Below are 16,574 nucleotides of genomic sequence, written 5' to 3'. Positions count from 1 at the left end.
TCAAGAACGCGGCCACGACGACGATCACCAGGAGGGCGGCCAGCGCGATCGGGATGACGAGTCGGCGGTGGCGCGGGTTCACCGGTTCAATCTACCGGTGGCGTGGCCAGGAGCTCGGCCAGGTGCCGGGCCCGGACGCCCGCGAGGTCGTCGAGCTGGAGGGCGCAGGAGAGTCCGTCGGCCAGGACGACCGTCCGGGGGTCGGCCTCGATCGCGGTGCGTACGGCGGGCAGCAGGTGCGTCTCCGCGACCGCCACCGACGTGTCGTAGTGCCCCTTCTCGACGCCCCAGTTGCCGGCCAGGCCGCAGCAGCCGGGCACCCGCGTCACGGTCGCGCCGGCCTTCCGCAGCAGCGCCTCGTCGGCCGCCCAGCCGAGCACCGAGGAGTGGTGGCAGTGCGGCTGCGCGACCACGTTGAGGCCGGCGAGGTCCGGCAGCGGCAGGTCGAGCCGTGTGACCAGCTCGGCGAAGGTCACGACGTCGAGCCCGGCGTCCGACCGCAGCGCCGCCGTGCAGGACGGCTCGACGCCGAGCACCGGCACGCCGCTGTCGAGGTACGGCGTGAGCGCCGCCGTCGTGCGCTCCAGGATCTTGCGCGCGGTGTCACGCTGCCCGGTCGAGGTCCAGGTCAGCGCGCAGCACGCCTGCTCCTCGATCACGCCCACCCGCAGCCCTGCTGCCTCGAGGAACCGGATCGCCGCCAGCCCGGGGCCGGTGCGGAAGTAGTCGGTGAAGGTGTCCGCCCACACCCACACGTCGGGGTCGCCGGTGGCAAGCCTCGCAACCTCCTGCGTCTTCCGGAAGCGCGGCGCCGCCAGCTCCGGCAGCGAGCGTCGTTTGTCCACCCCGGCGACCGCCTTCGCCAGCGCGGCCAGCGGCCCACCCCGGAGCGCGAGGTTGCCGGCCCGCGCCATCGGCGCTCCCAGCCGGGCCCAGCGCGGGAGCCGGCCGAGCGCGTAGTGCGACCGGGGCCGCCGCTTCCCCGCATAGGTCTGGTGCAGCACCTCGGACTTGTACTCCGCCATGTCGACGCCCGTCGGGCAGTCGGAGACGCAGCCCTTGCAGGACAGGCACAGGTCGAGCGCCTCGTGGACCGCCGCGTCGGCCAGGCCACCGGGGAGGCCGCCGGTGACCGCCTCCTGGAGCACCCGCGACCGGCCGCGGGTGGAGTCCTTCTCCTCGCGGGTGGCGGCGTACGACGGGCACATCACGCCGGCGACGGCGGGCGCGACGCACTTCCCCACGCCGGTGCACCGGTGGACCTCCTCGGCCAGCGGGCCCGGGACGACCACCGGCAGCACCGGCCGCAGGTCGGCGTCGAGCGGCCGTGGGTCGACGAGGACGCCCGGGTTGAGCAGGCCTGCGGGGTCGCAGGCGTGCTTCACTGCGGCGAACAGCGCGAGGGACGCCTCGTCGTACATCAGGGGCAGCAGCTCCGAGCGCGCCCGCCCGTCGCCGTGCTCGCCCGACAGCGACCCGCCGTGCTCGCGCAGCGTCGTGGCACAGGCGACGAGGAACTCCCGGAAGGCTCTCGGGCCGCCGGAGAAGTCGAAGTCGATCCGCACGTGCACGCAGCCGTCACCGAAGTGGCCATAGGGCACGCCGTCCAGCCGGTGCTCCTTCAGCAGCCGGTCGAAGTCCCGCAGCCAGGCGCCGAGCCGTTCCGGTGGGACGGCGGCGTCCTCCCAGCCGGAGTACGCCGGCCGGCCGAGGCTGCGCGCGGCGAGTCCGGCGCCGTCCTCACGGATCCGCCAGAGGGCGGCCGCCTCCGCAGCCGACCCGACGAGCCGCGAGTCCAGCGCCCCGGACACTCCGACGAGCGCCGGCAGGGCGGCGGCACGCTCCGGCCCGGCGACCTCGACGAACAGCCAGCCGCTCCCCCGCGGCAGCTCGGGCACGGCGCCGCCCCGCGCTCGGACCAGGTCGACGATCCGCGCGTCGAGCCCCTCGCACGCCACCATCCGGGCATCGCCGACGGCGGCCAGCAGCGCAGGCACCGCATCCGCGGCAACGACCATGGAGGGGTAGCCGAGGACCAGCAGGTCCCGCTCCTCCTCCTCGACGAGCCCGACGGTGACCTCGCGGACCAGGCCGAGGGTGCCCTCGGAGCCGGCGAGAAAGCGCGGCACCGACAGCCGCTCGGGCAGCAGGTGCTCGAGCGAGTAGCCGGACACCTGGCGGGTGAACCGCCCGAAGCCGGTCCGCACGTGGGCGAGGTCCCGGGCCACGATGTCGGCCAGCCGGGCCTCCACCTCGCCCGGAGCGGCTTTCCGGTCGCCCCAGAGCACGTCGGCGGACACGATCGTGTCGGCGGTGCGGCCGTAGCCGAGCGCGCGCGAGCCGCACGCGTTGTTGCCGAGCATCCCGCCGATGGTGCAGCGGGTGTGGGTGGACGGATCCGGCCCGTAGCGCAGTCCGTACGGCGCCGCTGCCCGCTGCAGGGACGCATGGACGATGCCGGGCTCGACCCGCGCCGTCCGCGCCTCCTGGTCGATCTCCAGGACCCGGTCCAGGCGCCTGGTGTCGACCACGATCCCCTCGCCCACCGCGTTGCCGGCGATCGAGGTGCCCGCGCCTCGCATGGTCACCGACGACCCCGAGGCGGCCGCGACCTCGAGCACCGCCTCCAGCTCGTCCCGGTGCCGCGGCCGGGCGACAGCGGCGGGGAGGACGCGGTAGAGCGAGGCGTCCGTGGAGTACAGCGCCCGGGTCAGGCTCGAGTCGTCGCTGTCGACACCCCGCCGCGCCAGCTCGGCAACGAGGTCCCGGGCGGCGTTCACCCGGCCAAATCTAGGGCCCCACCGTCAGAGTCCGTCGGGGCAGTCCGAGATCTGCCTCCCGACGGCAGGCGCGACACAGCCCTGGCCGAGCGTGACGGCGCGGATGGTCCGCCCGTCGACGTACCAGCTGCGCACGCGGACCCGGTAGGCCCAGACCTCGCCGCCGGGGCCCTCCACCTGCCGCCGGTCGAGGTAGTCCATGCCGTAGAGCCCGTTGTCGCCCACCAGCCAGGTCCGCACGACCGGGTGGCCGCCCTCGGCAGGAGTCAGCTTGCTGTACTGCGAGGCGAACGACGGGCCGAGTGGCGTGGTGCTGATCCGGGCCAGGTCGCCGTCGACGAAGGCGTAGGCGGCCCAGGAGACGTACGTCGTGCTGGTCGCGCCCTCGGTGGAGTGCACGAGGACGACCGGCGTCGCAAGGCCGTTGAGGTGCACGACACCCTCCAGCTTCGGGTTCGGGCCGTCGATGGGGGCGCGGTGCTGCTGCGACCCGGTCCCCACCACGAGCTCCGCCCCGTCCGGCCCGTCGGCGATCGACACGGAGTCCTGGGCCTGCCCGTCGCCGTCGATGTCGGAGACGAAGCCTCCCGCGAAGCCGCCCTCGACGCCCCAGGCGGACGGCAGGCCGTCGGCCGGCAGCGTCCACCACGGGTCGGCGACCGGTCCGCCGGTCGGGCCGCCGTCGTCGCCGTCGCCGTCGCCGTCAGGCTCGTTCGGCTGGATGCCGCCGCCGCAGGGGAGCAACCGGTTCGGCTCGGCCGCGGCGACGCAGAAGACGCCGGCGCGCTCGCCGCGGAGCCGGGCGGCCGGGGGGAACCGGAGCGCGTCGACGGCGTACGGCGACGATGCCTGGCCACCCGCGACCGGCTCCTGGGTCCGCCACCACCACAGCTCGCCGTCGCGGACCCACCAGTGGGTGAGCCTCCCGTCGTCGCCGGTCGCGAACTCGTGGTCGACGATCTGGGTGAGCTCCCCGTCGCGGAGACCGAGCGCGATGGGGGCGGTCCGCCGGACGTCCTCGGGCCTGGGGTCGACGACGGCGAGGACCTCCTGGCCGTTGCGACCGTCGACGTCGGCGGTCTCGACGAGGGCGACGCTCCTCTGGACCGGGCCGGGGTCGAAGGTGAGCGTCTCGCCCGTGGACGACAGCTCGACCTCGATCGCCCACTCGTCGCTCGGGTCCTCGGGGACGTCGGTCGAGACGACCTGGACCTTGTCGTCGGTGCCGTCACCGTCGACGTCAGCCGCGGCCTCGCCGAAGACGGCGGGCATCGGGTCCGTCATCGTCACGGTGCCGGTCGGGCTGGGCGCGATCTGGTCGCGGTCGGGATCGCCGTCGTCGTCGATGGTGCTGGCCAGCGCGAGCAGCGGCAGGGCGATCACGATGATCGCGACCGCGGCGATGAAGAGGTAGGCGCCCGGACGCTGCCACCAGGGACCGGGGTCGACCTCGGGCGGGTCGAAGACCGGGCTCAGGCTCAGGTCCTCGGGCTGCACCAGCTCGGCCCGGGCGGTCAGGGCGCTGCGGAGCCGCTGTTCGATGTCGCTCATCGCTCACCCTCCAGCTTCTTCTCCAGCGCCGCGAGCGCGCGGCTCGCGGTCGACTTCACGGTGCCGCGCGAGATCCCCAGCGCATCGGCGATCTGGATCTCGGACAAGTCACTCCAGTAGCGCAGCACCAGGACCTCCCGCTGCCGCGCCGGCAGCGTCTTCAGGGCGGCACAGACCTCACGGTGCTCCTCGCTGAGCACGGCGATGTCGTCGGGGCCGGCGCGCGAGGGGTCCTCGGGGGGCGTGTAGGCCCGCGCCGTACGGCGCCGGCGCAGAGCGGAGCGCGCCCGGTTGACCACCGCACGCCTCAGGTACCCGACGGCGGCGTCCGGGTCGCGGAGCTGCTTCCCCCCGGTGAGCAGGCCGGCGAACACGTCGTGGACCACGTCCTCCGCCGCCGCGAGGTCGTCGACCAGGAGCACCGCGAGGCGGACCAGGCTGAGCCGGTGCGCGGCGTAGAGGTCGGCAGCGAGCTGCTCGGGAGAGGTCCCGACCTCGCCCACCACCGCAAGCCTGCGCACGGCACCTCTCCTCATCGACGACGGCCCGACACCTCAGTAGACGCGTGGGAAGCGGTGAGGTTGCCCCGCATCGCCGGAAAATGTCACCAGTGGCTCATCGACGACCCGATGATCCCCGCCAGGTCCTCGGGCGTGACGGGCTTCGGGGCGGTTGCGAGCAGCCGCTGCTGCTGGACCGCGCCTGCCACCAGGTCGTCGACGTCGGCCTCGCCGTAGCCGACCTCGGCCAGGCCGTTGGGCAGGCCGATGTCGCGCATCAGGGTCGCCAGCGTCCGCGGCAGCACGTCAGGTCCGTCGCCCTCCGCCGAGGGGTCGAGCAGCCGGGCGGCCCGCAGGTGCCGGTCGGGCGCGGCGTCGTAGGTGAAGCGGAACGCCTCGGGCGCGGTCAGGGCCACTGCCATCCCGTGCGGCACGATCGGCTCGTCGCCGGGGTACCCGGCCGGCCGGAAGTCACGGACCCGGCCGGCGATCGGGTAGGCGTTGGCGTGGGGGATGTGGACGCCGGCGTTGCCGAAGCCGAGGCCGGCGAAGGTCGCCGCCATCGCCATCTGCTCAGCCACCTCCGGCGCCATCCCGCCCTCGCGGACGGCCGAGCGGAAGGCGCCGGCCAGGAGCCCGAGCGCCCGCTCCGACCACAGGTCGGCGATCGGGTTGGAGCCGCAGTACGGCACCCGCTGGTCCGGCAGCTTGGCGTCGAAGTCGGCGTACCAGCGCGCGGTGTAGCTCTCCAGCGCGTGGCAGAGGATGTCCATCCCGGCGGCCGCGGTGACGCCGGGCGGCTGGGTTGCGCTGAGGTCGGGGTCGACCACGGCCAGGCGCGGCCGCAGCGCGGGGTGGCTGATGCCGGTCTTGACCTTGAGGGACAGCACGTCCATGACGCAGATCGTCGTGCTCTCGCTGCCGGTGCCGGTGGTCGTCGGCACCGCCACCAGCGGCAGGAGCGGGTGCTGCGGCGCCCGCGCCTTCCCGACCGGGGCGTTGATGTAGTCCATCAGCTCGCCGGGGTTGGTCACCAGGAGCGCCACCGCCTTCGCGGTGTCGATCGACGAGCCGCCCCCGACGGCCACCACCGCGTCGAACGGACCCTCGGCCCGGGCGAAATCGACCGCGTGCGTCAGTGAGGCGTCCGTCGGCTCGACATGGGTCTGGTCGTACGTCGTCACGGCGAGGCCGTGGTCCTGCAGCCCCTCGGCCACCGACGCCGCGTGCCCGACCGCGGCGACGCCCGGGTCGGTGACGAGCAGCACCCGGCGGGCACCCCACGTCGTCAGGTCGTAGCCGAGCTCGCGCGACGCTCCCCGCCCGAACTTCAGCGCCGGCGCCGCATAGGTGAAGACGGTCTCAGACACGGCGCCCAACCTATCCCCGGGCAGCTGCGATCGCGGCCCGGACCAGGCTGCTGACCTGCCACGCGTCGGCCTCGAGCTCGGCCAGCGGCACCCATGCCACGGCGTCGGTGGTGCCGTCGATCTCGACCACCCGCGGCTCGGTGTCATCGGCGACCGATGCCCGGTAGACGATCCGGATCGCGTGGAAGTCCTCGCGGCGGCCGCTCGGCGCGGTGCCGGTGAAGTGGTGGTCGTCGACGGTCAGCAGGTCGCCGAGCTTCCCGTCCAGGCCGCACTCCTCCTGGAGCTCGCGGAGGACGGTGTCCGGCGGGGACTCGCCGTGGTCGATGCCTCCTCCGGGCAGCGTCCACACCCCCGGGTGCGGTCCGAGCACGGAGTTGCGGGTGAGCAGCAGCGCCCCGTCCCGCTCGACGTAGGCGTAGGCCGCGATCCGCTGGCGCCGCTCCGGGTGCAGCACCGTGAGCGCCTCGCCGACCAGCGCGACCGTCGGAAGCGTGCCGTCGAGCACCGCCGCGATCGGCTGCCACGCCGCGTCCGCCGTCGACCCGTCGACCTCCACGACCCGCGGGTCGGGCGCGTCGGCGGGCACCCAGCCGTCGTACACCAGGCGCACGGAGTGCGCGTCCACCCGCCGGCCGCGGCGCCAGGTGTCGGCGAGGTGCAGGGAGAAGACGTGCGCGGTCTCGCCGACCTCGGCGCGGAGCCCGGTCTCCTCGTAGATCTCGCGCACGACGGCCGCACGCGGGTCCTCACCGTGGTCGACCCCGCCCCCCGGCAGCGTCCACAGCTCGTGCTTGGTCACCCGCTCCGCGAGGCGGCTGAGGAGGATGCGGTCGCCGCGGAGGATGACGGCGTACGCCGCCAGCCTCTGCACCCGCTGCCCCATGGCTCCTCCTCGCGTCGCCCAACCCTACGGCCCGGTCGCCCGGGCAGACCGATCATCGGCGAACCTCAGGAGAACGGCGGCCGCTCGTCGCGGGCGAGGGACCGGCGCCCTGCCCAGCGCCAGACCCGGGCCGCCCGGTCGCGGTCCTCGTCGGTGACCAGGTTGCCCATCCACCGCAGCGCGAGGGTCATCAGCAGGTCCGACCGCATGCCCACCGGGCCGAGGGCCGGCAGCAGCCGCGGGACCGTCACCAACCCGGCGAGCCGGCGGGCGATCGAGAACGACTCGCCGTAGTGCTCCCGCAGGACGGCCGGCCACACCACGCCCAGGTCGACCTTTCCGGTGGTCGCGCCTGTCGAGACCATCAGCTCGGCGACGAGCCGTCCGGTCTCGAGGCCGTAGTCGATGCCTTCGCCGTTGAGCGGGTTCACGCACGCCGCGGCGTCGCCGATGAGCGCCCAGTTCTCGCCGGCGACGTTGGAGACCGCGCCGCCCATCGGGAGGAGCGCGGAGGTCTCGGCGCGCAGGTCACCCTCGAGGCCGAACGGCTCGCGACACTGCTCGGCGTAGAGCCGCATCAGCGGCTTGATCGCCACGTCGGTCGGCCGCTTGGCGGTGGCCAGCGTGCCGGCGCCGAGGTTCACCTCGCCCGTGCCGAGCGGGAAGATCCAGCCGTAGCCGGAGAGCACCTTGCCGTCCACGCCCCGGAGCTCGAGGTGCGAGCTGATCCACGGGTCGTCCGACATCGACGAGGCGACGTACGACCGGCCGGCGACGCCGTAGACCGTGTCGCGGTGCCACTCGCGGCCGAGCAGCTTGCCGAGCGGCGACCGGACGCCGTCGGCCACGACCAGGCGCTCGCACGCGATCTCGAACCGGTCGCCGCCGCGCGCCCCCCGCTCGAAGACGACGGCCGCCACCCGGCCGCCGTCCATCCGAACGTCGATCGCCCGGGCGCCGTCGATGCCCGTCGCACCCGCCTTGATCGCGGTGGTGCGGAGGTGGTCGTCGAGCTCGGTGCGCGCGACCGCGCTGCCCCAGTCAGGAAGCGTGCCCCCGGGCCAGCGCAGGTGCAGAGTCTGCCCGAACCCGTGGGCGCGCAGGCCCTGGTTGACGGTGTGCGCCCGCAGCCAGTCGGTCAGTCCGAGCCGGTCCAGCTCGCCGATCGCCCGCGGCGTCAGCCCGTCGCCACAGGTCTTGTCGCGGGGGAACACCGCCGCGTCGACGAGCACGACGTCCGCGCCCAGGCGCGCGGCCCAGGCCGCGGCCGCGGAGCCCGCCGGGCCCGCGCCCACGACGAGCACGTCGGTGCGCTGCGGGGTGGTCACCCCGCCATTCTCTCAGCCCGGACCCGGGCTGCTGCGAGCCGGTCCGCACTCGACGCCGAGATCAGGGCTATTCGAGCGTGTACTTCTTCTCGGCCTCTTCGTAGCCTTCTTCGTCGGTGAACATCCCCTTCTCGCCGTCGAACTCGCGACCGGCGTTGCTGACCTCGGTGTTCTCCGGTCGGTTCTCCTCCGCGAGCCGCTCCTCGCGATCCTTGAGGATCTCCTCCAACGGCGCGCCGTCGAAGCCCTTCGCGTCGGCGGGGAACTCACCCTCGGGCGTCTCGACGGTTTCACCGGCTTCTTCGGCGCGCTTCCGCTCGTCCTCGGCGTCCCGACCGAACTTCTGACCCTGTTCGGAAGCGTCCGCGGTCGAGACCTCGTCGTGCGCCTGGTCCTTGGCCTCGTCCTGTGCTTCTGTGTCGGCGGGTTCCCTGGGCATGCCGTTCTCCTCTCGTCGGGTGTCAACCAAAGGAGCGGTACCCGATTCGGAGGAGGTAACCAGGCGCAGCCGCTCTCCGTGGGGCGATCGCCGCACGGATCTCGATACGCACAAAGACCCTCCCGAGCAAGCTCGGGAGGGTCTCGTGCTACTCGATCTGGCTCTTACACCAGAACTTCGCAAAGCTCAGTTCTGGTACGAGCCGAAGTCGAAGTCGTCGAGCGCGACGGCCTGGCCGCCGGTGGCACCGAACTCGTAGTCGTAGGACTCGTAGCCGGTGACGGCGTACGCCGCCTGGCGGGCCTCCTCGGTCGGCTCGACCCGGATCGCGCGGTAGCGCTCCAGGCCGGTGCCGGCGGGGATCAGCTTGCCGATGATCACGTTCTCCTTCAGACCGCGCAGCGAGTCCGAGCGAGCGTTGATCGCGGCGTCGGTGAGCACCCGGGTGGTCTCCTGGAAGGAGGCAGCCGAGAGCCACGACTCCGTGGCCAGCGAGGCCTTGGTGATGCCCATCAGCTCCGGGCGACCCGAGGCCGGCTTGCCGCCCTCGGAGACCACGCGCCGGTTCTCGACCTCGAACTTGCCGCGGTCGACCAGGTCGGACGGCAGCAGGTTGGTGTCACCCGACTCGAGCACCGTGACCCGGCGCAGCATCTGCCGCACGATGATCTCGATGTGCTTGTCGTGGATCGACACGCCCTGGCTCCGGTAGACCTCCTGGACCTCGTCGACGAGGTGCTGCTGGGTCCGCCGGACACCGAGGATCCGCAGCACCTCCTTCGGGTCCGGGGTGCCCTGGGTGAGCATCTGGCCGACCTCGACGTGGTCGCCGTCGGCGACCAGCAGCCGCGAGCGGCGGGAGACGGCGTACTCCTGGACGTCGCTGCCGTCGTCGGGGGTGACCAGGACCTTGCGGGCCTTGTCGGTCTCCTCGATCTGCACCCGGCCGGCGGCCTCGGAGATCGGCGAGACACCCTTGGGCGTGCGGGCCTCGAAGAGCTCGACGACACGCGGCAGACCCTGCGTGATGTCGTCGGCCGACGCCACACCACCGGTGTGGAAGGTCCGCATCGTCAGCTGCGTGCCGGGCTCACCGATCGACTGGGCGGCGATGATGCCGACCGCCTCGCCGATGTCGACGAGCTTGCCGGTCGCCAGCGAGCGGCCGTAGCACTTCGCGCAGGTGCCGGTCTTGGCGTCGCAGGTCAGCACGGAGCGGACCACGACCTCCTCGATGCCGGCCTCGATGAGCTCTGCGATCTTGACGTCGCCGAGGTCGTCGCCGGCGGCAGCGAGCTGCTCGCCGGTCTCGGGGTGGGCGATGTCGACGGCCGAGGTCCGGGCGTACGCCGCGGTCTCGGCGTTCTCGTGCTTGACGACCCGGGAAGTACCGTCCTCGGCGACCTCACGGACACCGATGACCTTCGGCAGACCGCGCTCGGTGCCGCAGTCGTCCTCACGGATGATGACGTCCTGCGACACGTCGACGAGCCGACGCGTGAGGTAGCCCGAGTCGGCCGTCCGCAGCGCGGTGTCGGCCAGACCCTTGCGGGCACCGTGGGTGGAGATGAAGTACTCCAGCACGGACAGACCCTCGCGGAAGTTCGCCTTGATCGGGCGCGGGATGATCTCGCCCTTCGGGTTCGCCACCAGGCCTCGCATGGCGCCGACCTGGCGGATCTGGTTGAAGTTACCGGAGGCGCCGGAGATGACCTGCATGAAGATCGGGTTCGTCTTGTCGAACGCCTGCTCCATCGCGTCACCGACCTGCTTGCCGGCCTCGGTCCAGATCTCGATGAGCTCCTGACGACGCTCGTCGTCGGTGATCAGACCGCGCTCGAACTGCGTCTGGATCTTCGCGGCCTTCGCCTCGAAGCCCGCCAGCAGCTCGCCCTTGTTGGACGGGGTGGTGACGTCCGCGATGGACACGGTCACGCCGGACCGCGTGGCCCAGTGGAAACCGGTGTCCTTGAGCGCGTCGAGCGACGCGGCCACCTCGACCTTGCCGTAGCGCTCGGCGAGGTCGTTGACGATCGCGCCGAGCTGCTTCTTGCCCACTTCGTAGTTCACGAACGGGTAGTCCGCCGGCAGGGTGTCGTTGAACAGCGCGCGACCCAGCGTGGTCTCGAGGATGATCGGCTCACCCTCGGGAGCGCCCTCGACGACCGCGTCGACGAACCGGATCCGGACCTTGCTCTGCAGCAGGATCTCGCCCCGGTCGAAGGCCATGATCGCCTCGGCCGGCGAGGAGAACACCCGGCCCTCGCCCACGGAGCCTTCGCGCTCGGTGGTGAGGAAGAACAGGCCGATGATCATGTCCTGGGTCGGCATGGTCACCGGACGGCCGTCCGACGGCTTGAGGATGTTGTTGGTCGACAGCATCAGGATCCGCGCCTCGGCCTGGGCCTCGGCGGAGAGCGGCAGGTGCACCGCCATCTGGTCGCCGTCGAAGTCCGCGTTGAACGCGGTGCAGACGAGCGGGTGGATCTGGATGGCCTTGCCCTCGATCAGCTGCGGCTCGAAGGCCTGGATGCCGAGGCGGTGCAGGGTGGGCGCACGGTTGAGGAGCACCGGGTGCTCGGTGATGACCTCCTCGAGGACGTCCCACACGACCGGACGGGCCCGCTCGACCATCCGCTTGGCGGACTTGATGTTCTGCGCGTGCGACAGGTCGACGAGACGCTTCATCACGAACGGCTTGAAGAGCTCCAGCGCCATCTGCTTGGGCAGACCGCACTGGTGCAGCTTCAGCTGCGGACCGGAGACGATGACCGACCGGCCGGAGTAGTCGACGCGCTTGCCGAGCAGGTTCTGGCGGAACCGGCCCTGCTTGCCCTTGAGCATGTCGGACAGCGACTTCAGCGGCCGGTTGCCCGGGCCGGTGACGGGACGACCGCGACGACCGTTGTCGAACAGCGAGTCGACGGCCTCCTGGAGCATCCGCTTCTCGTTGTTGACGATGATCTCGGGCGCGCCGAGGTCGAGCAGCCGCTTGAGGCGGTTGTTCCGGTTGATGACGCGGCGGTAGAGGTCGTTGAGGTCCGAGGTGGCGAACCGGCCACCGTCGAGCTGGACCATCGGGCGCAGGTCCGGCGGGATGACCGGCACGGCGTCGAGGACCATGCCCTGCGGCTTGTTGCCGGTCTTGCGGAACGCGTCGACGACCTTGAGGCGCTTGAGGGCGCGGACCTTGCGCTGGCCCTTGCCGGTGGCGATGGTCTCGCGCAGCGACTCGACCTCGGCCTCGATGTCGAAGCTCTCGAGGCGCTTCTGGATCGCCGTGGCGCCCATGTGGCCCTCGAAGTACTTGCCGAACCAGTTCTTCATCTCCCGGTACAGCACCTCGTCACCCATGAGGTCCTGGACCTTGAGGGTCTTGAAGGTCTCCCAGACCTCCTCGAGCCGGGCGATCTCGGCCTCGGAGCGCTTGCGGATCTGCGCCATCTCGCGCTCCGCGCCGTCCTTGACCTTGCGCTTCTGGTCGGCCTTCGCACCCTCGGCCTCGAGGGCCGCGAGGTCCTGCTCCAGCTTCGTGGCGCGGTCGTTGATCGCGCTGTCGAGGCGGTCGGTGAGCATCTTGCGCTGCTGGCCGACCTTGTTCTCGAGCGAGGAGAGGTCCCGGTGGCGGGCGTCCTCGTCGACGGCGGTGATCATGTAGGCCGCGAAGTAGATGACCTTCTCGAGGTCCTTCGGCGCCAGGTCGAGCAGGTAGCCGAGCCGGCTCGGGACACCCTTGAAGTACCAGATGTGGGTGACGGGCGCGGCCAGCTCGATGTGGCCCATCCGCTCGCGCCGCACCTTGGAACGGGTCACCTCGACGCCGCAGCGCTCGCAGATGATGCCCTTGAAGCGCACGCGCTTGTACTTGCCGCAGTAGCACTCCCAGTCCCGGGTGGGACCGAAGATCTTCTCGCAGAAGAGGCCGTCACGCTCGGGCTTGAGCGTGCGGTAGTTGATGGTCTCCGGCTTCTTGACCTCGCCGTTGCTCCAGGTGCGGATGTCGTCCGCGGTGGCCAGGCCGATCTGAAGCTGGTCGAAGAAGTTCACGTCGAGCACGATGGCTGATGTCCTTCGTTAGTTCTTGGAAAGTGAGGCTGGGGACTGAGGGCGTCTCGACAGGCTCGACGACCGTTGCTGGTCGAGCCTGTCGAGACCCTCCATCAGACTTCTTCGACGGAGCTGGGCTCGCGGCGGGACAGGTCGATGCCGAGCTCCTCGGCGGCACGGAAGACGTCCTCCTCCGCGTCGCGCATCTCGATGGCCGTGCCGTCCTGCGACAGCACCTCCACGTTGAGGCAGAGCGACTGCATCTCCTTGACGAGCACCTTGAACGACTCGGGGATGCCCGAGTCGGGGATGTTCTCGCCCTTGACGATCGCCTCGTAGACCTTGACCCGGCCGGGCACGTCGTCGGACTTGATGGTCAGGAGCTCCTGGAGGGCGTAGGCGGCGCCGTACGCCTCCATCGCCCAGACCTCCATCTCACCGAACCGCTGGCCACCGAACTGGGCCTTACCGCCCAGCGGCTGCTGCGTGATCATGGAGTACGGGCCGGTCGAGCGCGCGTGGATCTTGTCGTCGACCAGGTGGTGGAGCTTGAGGATGTACATGTAGCCCACCGACACCGGGTCCGTGAACGGCTCGCCGGAGCGACCGTCGAAGAGCCGGGCCTTGCCGTCCTCGCCGATGAGCCGCTCGTCGTCGCGGTTCTTCAGGGTCGAGCCGAGCAGGCCGGTGATCTCGTCCTCGCGGGCGCCGTCGAAGACCGGCGTCGCCAGCTTGGTGTTCGGCTCGGCCTTGTCGGCGCCGATCGAGATCAGCCGCTGCGCCCAGTCCTGGTCGGCCAGGTCGGCATCGATGTGCCAGCCCTGCTTGCCGAGCCAGCCGAGGTGGAGCTCGAGGATCTGGCCGATGTTCATCCGTCGCGGCACACCCAGCGGGTTGAGCACGACGTCGACGGGCGTGCCGTCCTCCATGAACGGCATGTCCTCGACCGGCAGGATCTTCGCGATGACGCCCTTGTTGCCGTGGCGGCCGGCGAGCTTGTCGCCCACCGAGATCTTCCGCTTCTGGGCGACGTAGACCCGCACCAGCTGGTTGACACCCGGCGGGAGCTCGTCGCCGTCCTCGCGGTCGAACACGCGGACGCCGATGACCGTGCCGGACTCACCGTGCGGCACCTTCATCGAGGTGTCGCGGACCTCGCGCGCCTTCTCACCGAAGATCGCGCGGAGCAGCCGCTCCTCCGGGGTCAGCTCGGTCTCGCCCTTCGGGGTGACCTTGCCGACCAGGATGTCGCCGGTCGTGACCTCGGCACCGATCCGGATGATGCCGCGCTCGTCGAGGTCGGCGAGCATCTCCTCGCTGACGTTCGGGATGTCGCGGGTGATCTCCTCCGGGCCCAGCTTCGTGTCGCGGGCGTCGACCTCGTGCTCCTCGATGTGGATCGAGGTGAGGACGTCCTCCTGCACCAGCCGCTGGCTGAGGATGATCGCGTCCTCGTAGTTGTGGCCCTCCCACGGCATGAACGCCACCAGCAGGTTGGTGCCCAGCGCCATCTCGGCCTGGTCGGTGCACGGGCCGTCGGCGATCGGCGAGCCGACCTCGAGCCGGTCCCCGGTCGCCACGAGCGGCCGCTGGTTGATGCAGGTGCCCTGGTTGGAGCGACGGAACTTCGCCAGCTTGTAGGTCTGGTAGGTGCCGTCGTCGTTCATGACCTCGACGATGTCGGCCGAGACGCCCTGGACGACACCGGCGTTGTCCGCCACCAGCACGTCACCCGCGTCGACGGCGGCACGGAACTCGATGCCGGTGCCGACGATGGGGCTGTCGCTGCGGATGAGCGGGACGGCCTGACGCTGCATGTTGGCGCCCATGAGCGCGCGGTTGGCGTCGTCGTGCTCGAGGAACGGGATCAGGGCCGTCGCCACCGACACCATCTGCCGCGGCGAGACGTCCATGTAGTCGACGTCGTCGCCCGGGATCTCGGAGACCTCGCCCTGGCGCAGGCGCACGAGCACCCGCTCCTCGGCGAAACGGCCGTTCTTGTCGAGCGCCGCGTTGGCCTGCGCGATGACGTAACGGTCCTCGTCGTCGGCGGTGAGGTAGTCGATCTGGTCGGTGACCTTGCCGTTCACGACCCGGCGGTACGGCGTCTCGACGAAGCCGAACGGGTTGATCCGTCCGTACGACGCGAGCGAGCCGATCAGACCGATGTTCGGGCCTTCCGGCGTCTCGATCGGGCACATCCGGCCGTAGTGCGACGGGTGGACGTCACGGACCTCCATGCCGGCGCGGTCACGGGACAGACCGCCCGGGCCGAGCGCGGAGAGCCGGCGCTTGTGGGTCAGACCGGCGATCGGGTTGGTCTGGTCCATGAACTGCGACAGCTGCGAGGTGCCGAAGAACTCCTTCAGCGCCGCGACGACGGGACGGATGTTGATCAGGGACTGCGGCGTGATGGCCTCGACGTCCTGGGTCGTCATCCGCTCGCGCACCACGCGCTCCATCCGGGCGAGGCCCGTGCGGAGCTGGTTCTGGATCAGCTCGCCGACCGTCCGCATCCGGCGGTTGCCGAAGTGGTCGATGTCGTCGGCGCCGACCGGAACCGGCTTGCCGTCGGCGTCGAGGATGACCTGGCCGGCGTTGTCGACCATCTCCTCGTCGCCGTTGTGGAGCCGGACGATGTAGCGGATCGTGGCGACCATGTCGGCGATCGTCATCGTCTGCTGGTCGAAGGCCTCGCGCTGGCCGAGCTTCTTGTTGACCTTGTAGCGGCCGACCTTGGCGAGGTCGTAGCGCTTCGGGTTGAAGTAGTAGTTGCGCAGCAGCGTCAGCGCAGCCTCGCGCGTCGGGGGCTCGCCCGGGCGCAGCTTGCGGTAGATGTCGAGCAGCGCGTCGTCCGGACCCTGGGTGTTGTCCTTCTCCTCGGTCAGCTGGATCGACTCGTACTGCCGCAGCTCGGCCATGACGGCCTCGTAGTCGTAGGCCTCGCCGGTGTCCTCGGCGATCGCCTGCAGCGCCTTGAGCAGCACCGTGACGTTCTGCTTGCGCTTGCGGTCGAGCCGCACGCCGACCATGTCGCGCTTGTCGATCTCGAACTCCAGCCAGGCGCCCCGGCTCGGGATCAGCTTGGCGGTGTAGATGTCCTTGTCCGAGGTCTTGTCGGCGGTGCGCTCGAAGTAGACGCCCGGCGACCGGACCAGCTGCGAGACGACGACGCGCTCGGTGCCGTTGATGACGAAGGTGCCCTTGGGCGTCATGAGCGGGAAGTCGCCCATGAAGACCGTCTGGCCCTTGATCTCACCGGTCTCGTTGTTGGTGAACTCGGCGGAGACGTAGAGCGGGGCGGAGTAGGTGAGGTCCTTCTCCTTGCACTCGTCCACGGTGTACTTCGGGTCGTAGAAGACCGGGTTCTCGAACGAGAGCGACATCGTCTCGGAGAAGTCCTCGATCGGGGAGATCTCCTCGAAGATCTCGGTCAGACCCGACTTCTCGGAGACGTCCTCGCCCTCGGCGCGGCGCGCCTCGACCCGGGCCTGGTGGGCCTCGTTGCCGACCAGCCAGTCGAAGCTGTCGGTCTGGAGCGAGAGGAGCTTGGGGAGCTCGAGCGGTTCGTTGATCTTTGCGAAAGAGATGCGGGGCTTACCGGGGGTGGTGCGCGCGGCCAAGAGGTGTCCTTCGACGGGTTCGCTCTTTGAGTGGCGCCTTGCCCACCACA

The 16,574-nt window shown here is 71.0% G+C and carries 9 protein-coding genes; all 9 read right to left on the bottom strand.

Annotation, left to right across the window (positions count from 1 at the left end):
• Positions 1 to 86: 86 nt before the first annotated feature.
• The 9 genes from F0U47_RS05870 to rpoB all read right to left on the bottom strand — a co-directional run bounded on the left by F0U47_RS05870 (position 87) and on the right by rpoB (position 16,524).
• The gene (locus tag F0U47_RS05870) at positions 87 to 2,780 is read right to left on the bottom strand and encodes an FAD-binding and (Fe-S)-binding domain-containing protein (RefSeq protein WP_149749380.1); all 2,694 of its coding nucleotides are present in this window, start codon (positions 2,778 to 2,780) and stop codon (positions 87 to 89) included.
• 24 nt (positions 2,781 to 2,804) lie between these two features.
• Positions 2,805 to 4,331, bottom strand: coding sequence for a hypothetical protein (locus F0U47_RS05865; protein WP_149749379.1), 1,527 nt, complete (start codon positions 4,329 to 4,331; stop codon positions 2,805 to 2,807).
• Complete coding sequence (locus F0U47_RS05860; protein ID WP_246159478.1) at positions 4,328 to 4,852, bottom strand: SigE family RNA polymerase sigma factor; 525 nt, start codon at positions 4,850 to 4,852, stop codon at positions 4,328 to 4,330. Before F0U47_RS05860 ends, F0U47_RS05865 begins: the two co-directional genes overlap by 4 nt.
• Before the next feature lie 83 nt (positions 4,853 to 4,935).
• Positions 4,936 to 6,201, bottom strand: coding sequence for a hydroxyacid-oxoacid transhydrogenase (locus F0U47_RS05855; RefSeq protein WP_149749377.1), 1,266 nt, complete (start codon positions 6,199 to 6,201; stop codon positions 4,936 to 4,938).
• Positions 6,202 to 6,211: 10 nt separating this feature from the next.
• Positions 6,212 to 7,087 (bottom strand): NUDIX domain-containing protein, encoded by an 876-nt coding sequence (locus F0U47_RS05850; RefSeq protein ID WP_149749376.1) that lies wholly within the window; start codon positions 7,085 to 7,087, stop codon positions 6,212 to 6,214.
• A 65-nt stretch (positions 7,088 to 7,152) separates the two neighbouring features.
• Positions 7,153 to 8,415, bottom strand: a complete 1,263-nt coding sequence (locus F0U47_RS05845; protein ID WP_149749375.1) for a geranylgeranyl reductase family protein — start codon at positions 8,413 to 8,415, stop codon at positions 7,153 to 7,155.
• Between the two features lie 67 nt (positions 8,416 to 8,482).
• A complete protein-coding gene (locus tag F0U47_RS05840) occupies positions 8,483 to 8,854 on the bottom strand; it encodes a hypothetical protein (protein WP_149749374.1) in 372 nt (123 codons plus the stop codon).
• A 186-nt stretch (positions 8,855 to 9,040) separates the two neighbouring features.
• Positions 9,041 to 12,910 (bottom strand): DNA-directed RNA polymerase subunit beta', encoded by a 3,870-nt coding sequence (locus F0U47_RS05835; protein ID WP_149749373.1) that lies wholly within the window; start codon positions 12,908 to 12,910, stop codon positions 9,041 to 9,043.
• Between the two features lie 104 nt (positions 12,911 to 13,014).
• Positions 13,015 to 16,524 carry a DNA-directed RNA polymerase subunit beta gene (gene rpoB / locus F0U47_RS05830; RefSeq protein WP_246159476.1) on the bottom strand — a complete coding sequence of 1,170 codons (3,510 nt, stop codon included), beginning with the start codon at positions 16,522 to 16,524 and terminating at the stop codon, positions 13,015 to 13,017.
• Between the last annotated feature and the right edge of the window lie 50 nt (positions 16,525 to 16,574).

Source organism: Nocardioides antri (assembly GCF_008373765.1).
Lineage (GTDB): Bacteria > Actinomycetota > Actinomycetes > Propionibacteriales > Nocardioidaceae > Nocardioides > Nocardioides antri.
Note: the sequence above shows the minus strand (reverse complement) of the source record. Positions and strands in the feature narration are given on the sequence as shown.

What these genes read in the sequence shown, in the direction of transcription:
- F0U47_RS05865 (WP_149749379.1), bottom strand. Translation starts at nt 4,331, where the DNA reads ATGAGCGACATCGAACAGCGGCTCCGCAGCGCCCTGACCGCCCGGGCC.
- F0U47_RS05850 (WP_149749376.1), bottom strand. Translation starts at nt 7,087, where the DNA reads ATGGGGCAGCGGGTGCAGAGGCTGGCGGCGTACGCCGTCATCCTCCGC.
- F0U47_RS05840 (WP_149749374.1), bottom strand. Translation starts at nt 8,854, where the DNA reads ATGCCCAGGGAACCCGCCGACACAGAAGCACAGGACGAGGCCAAGGAC.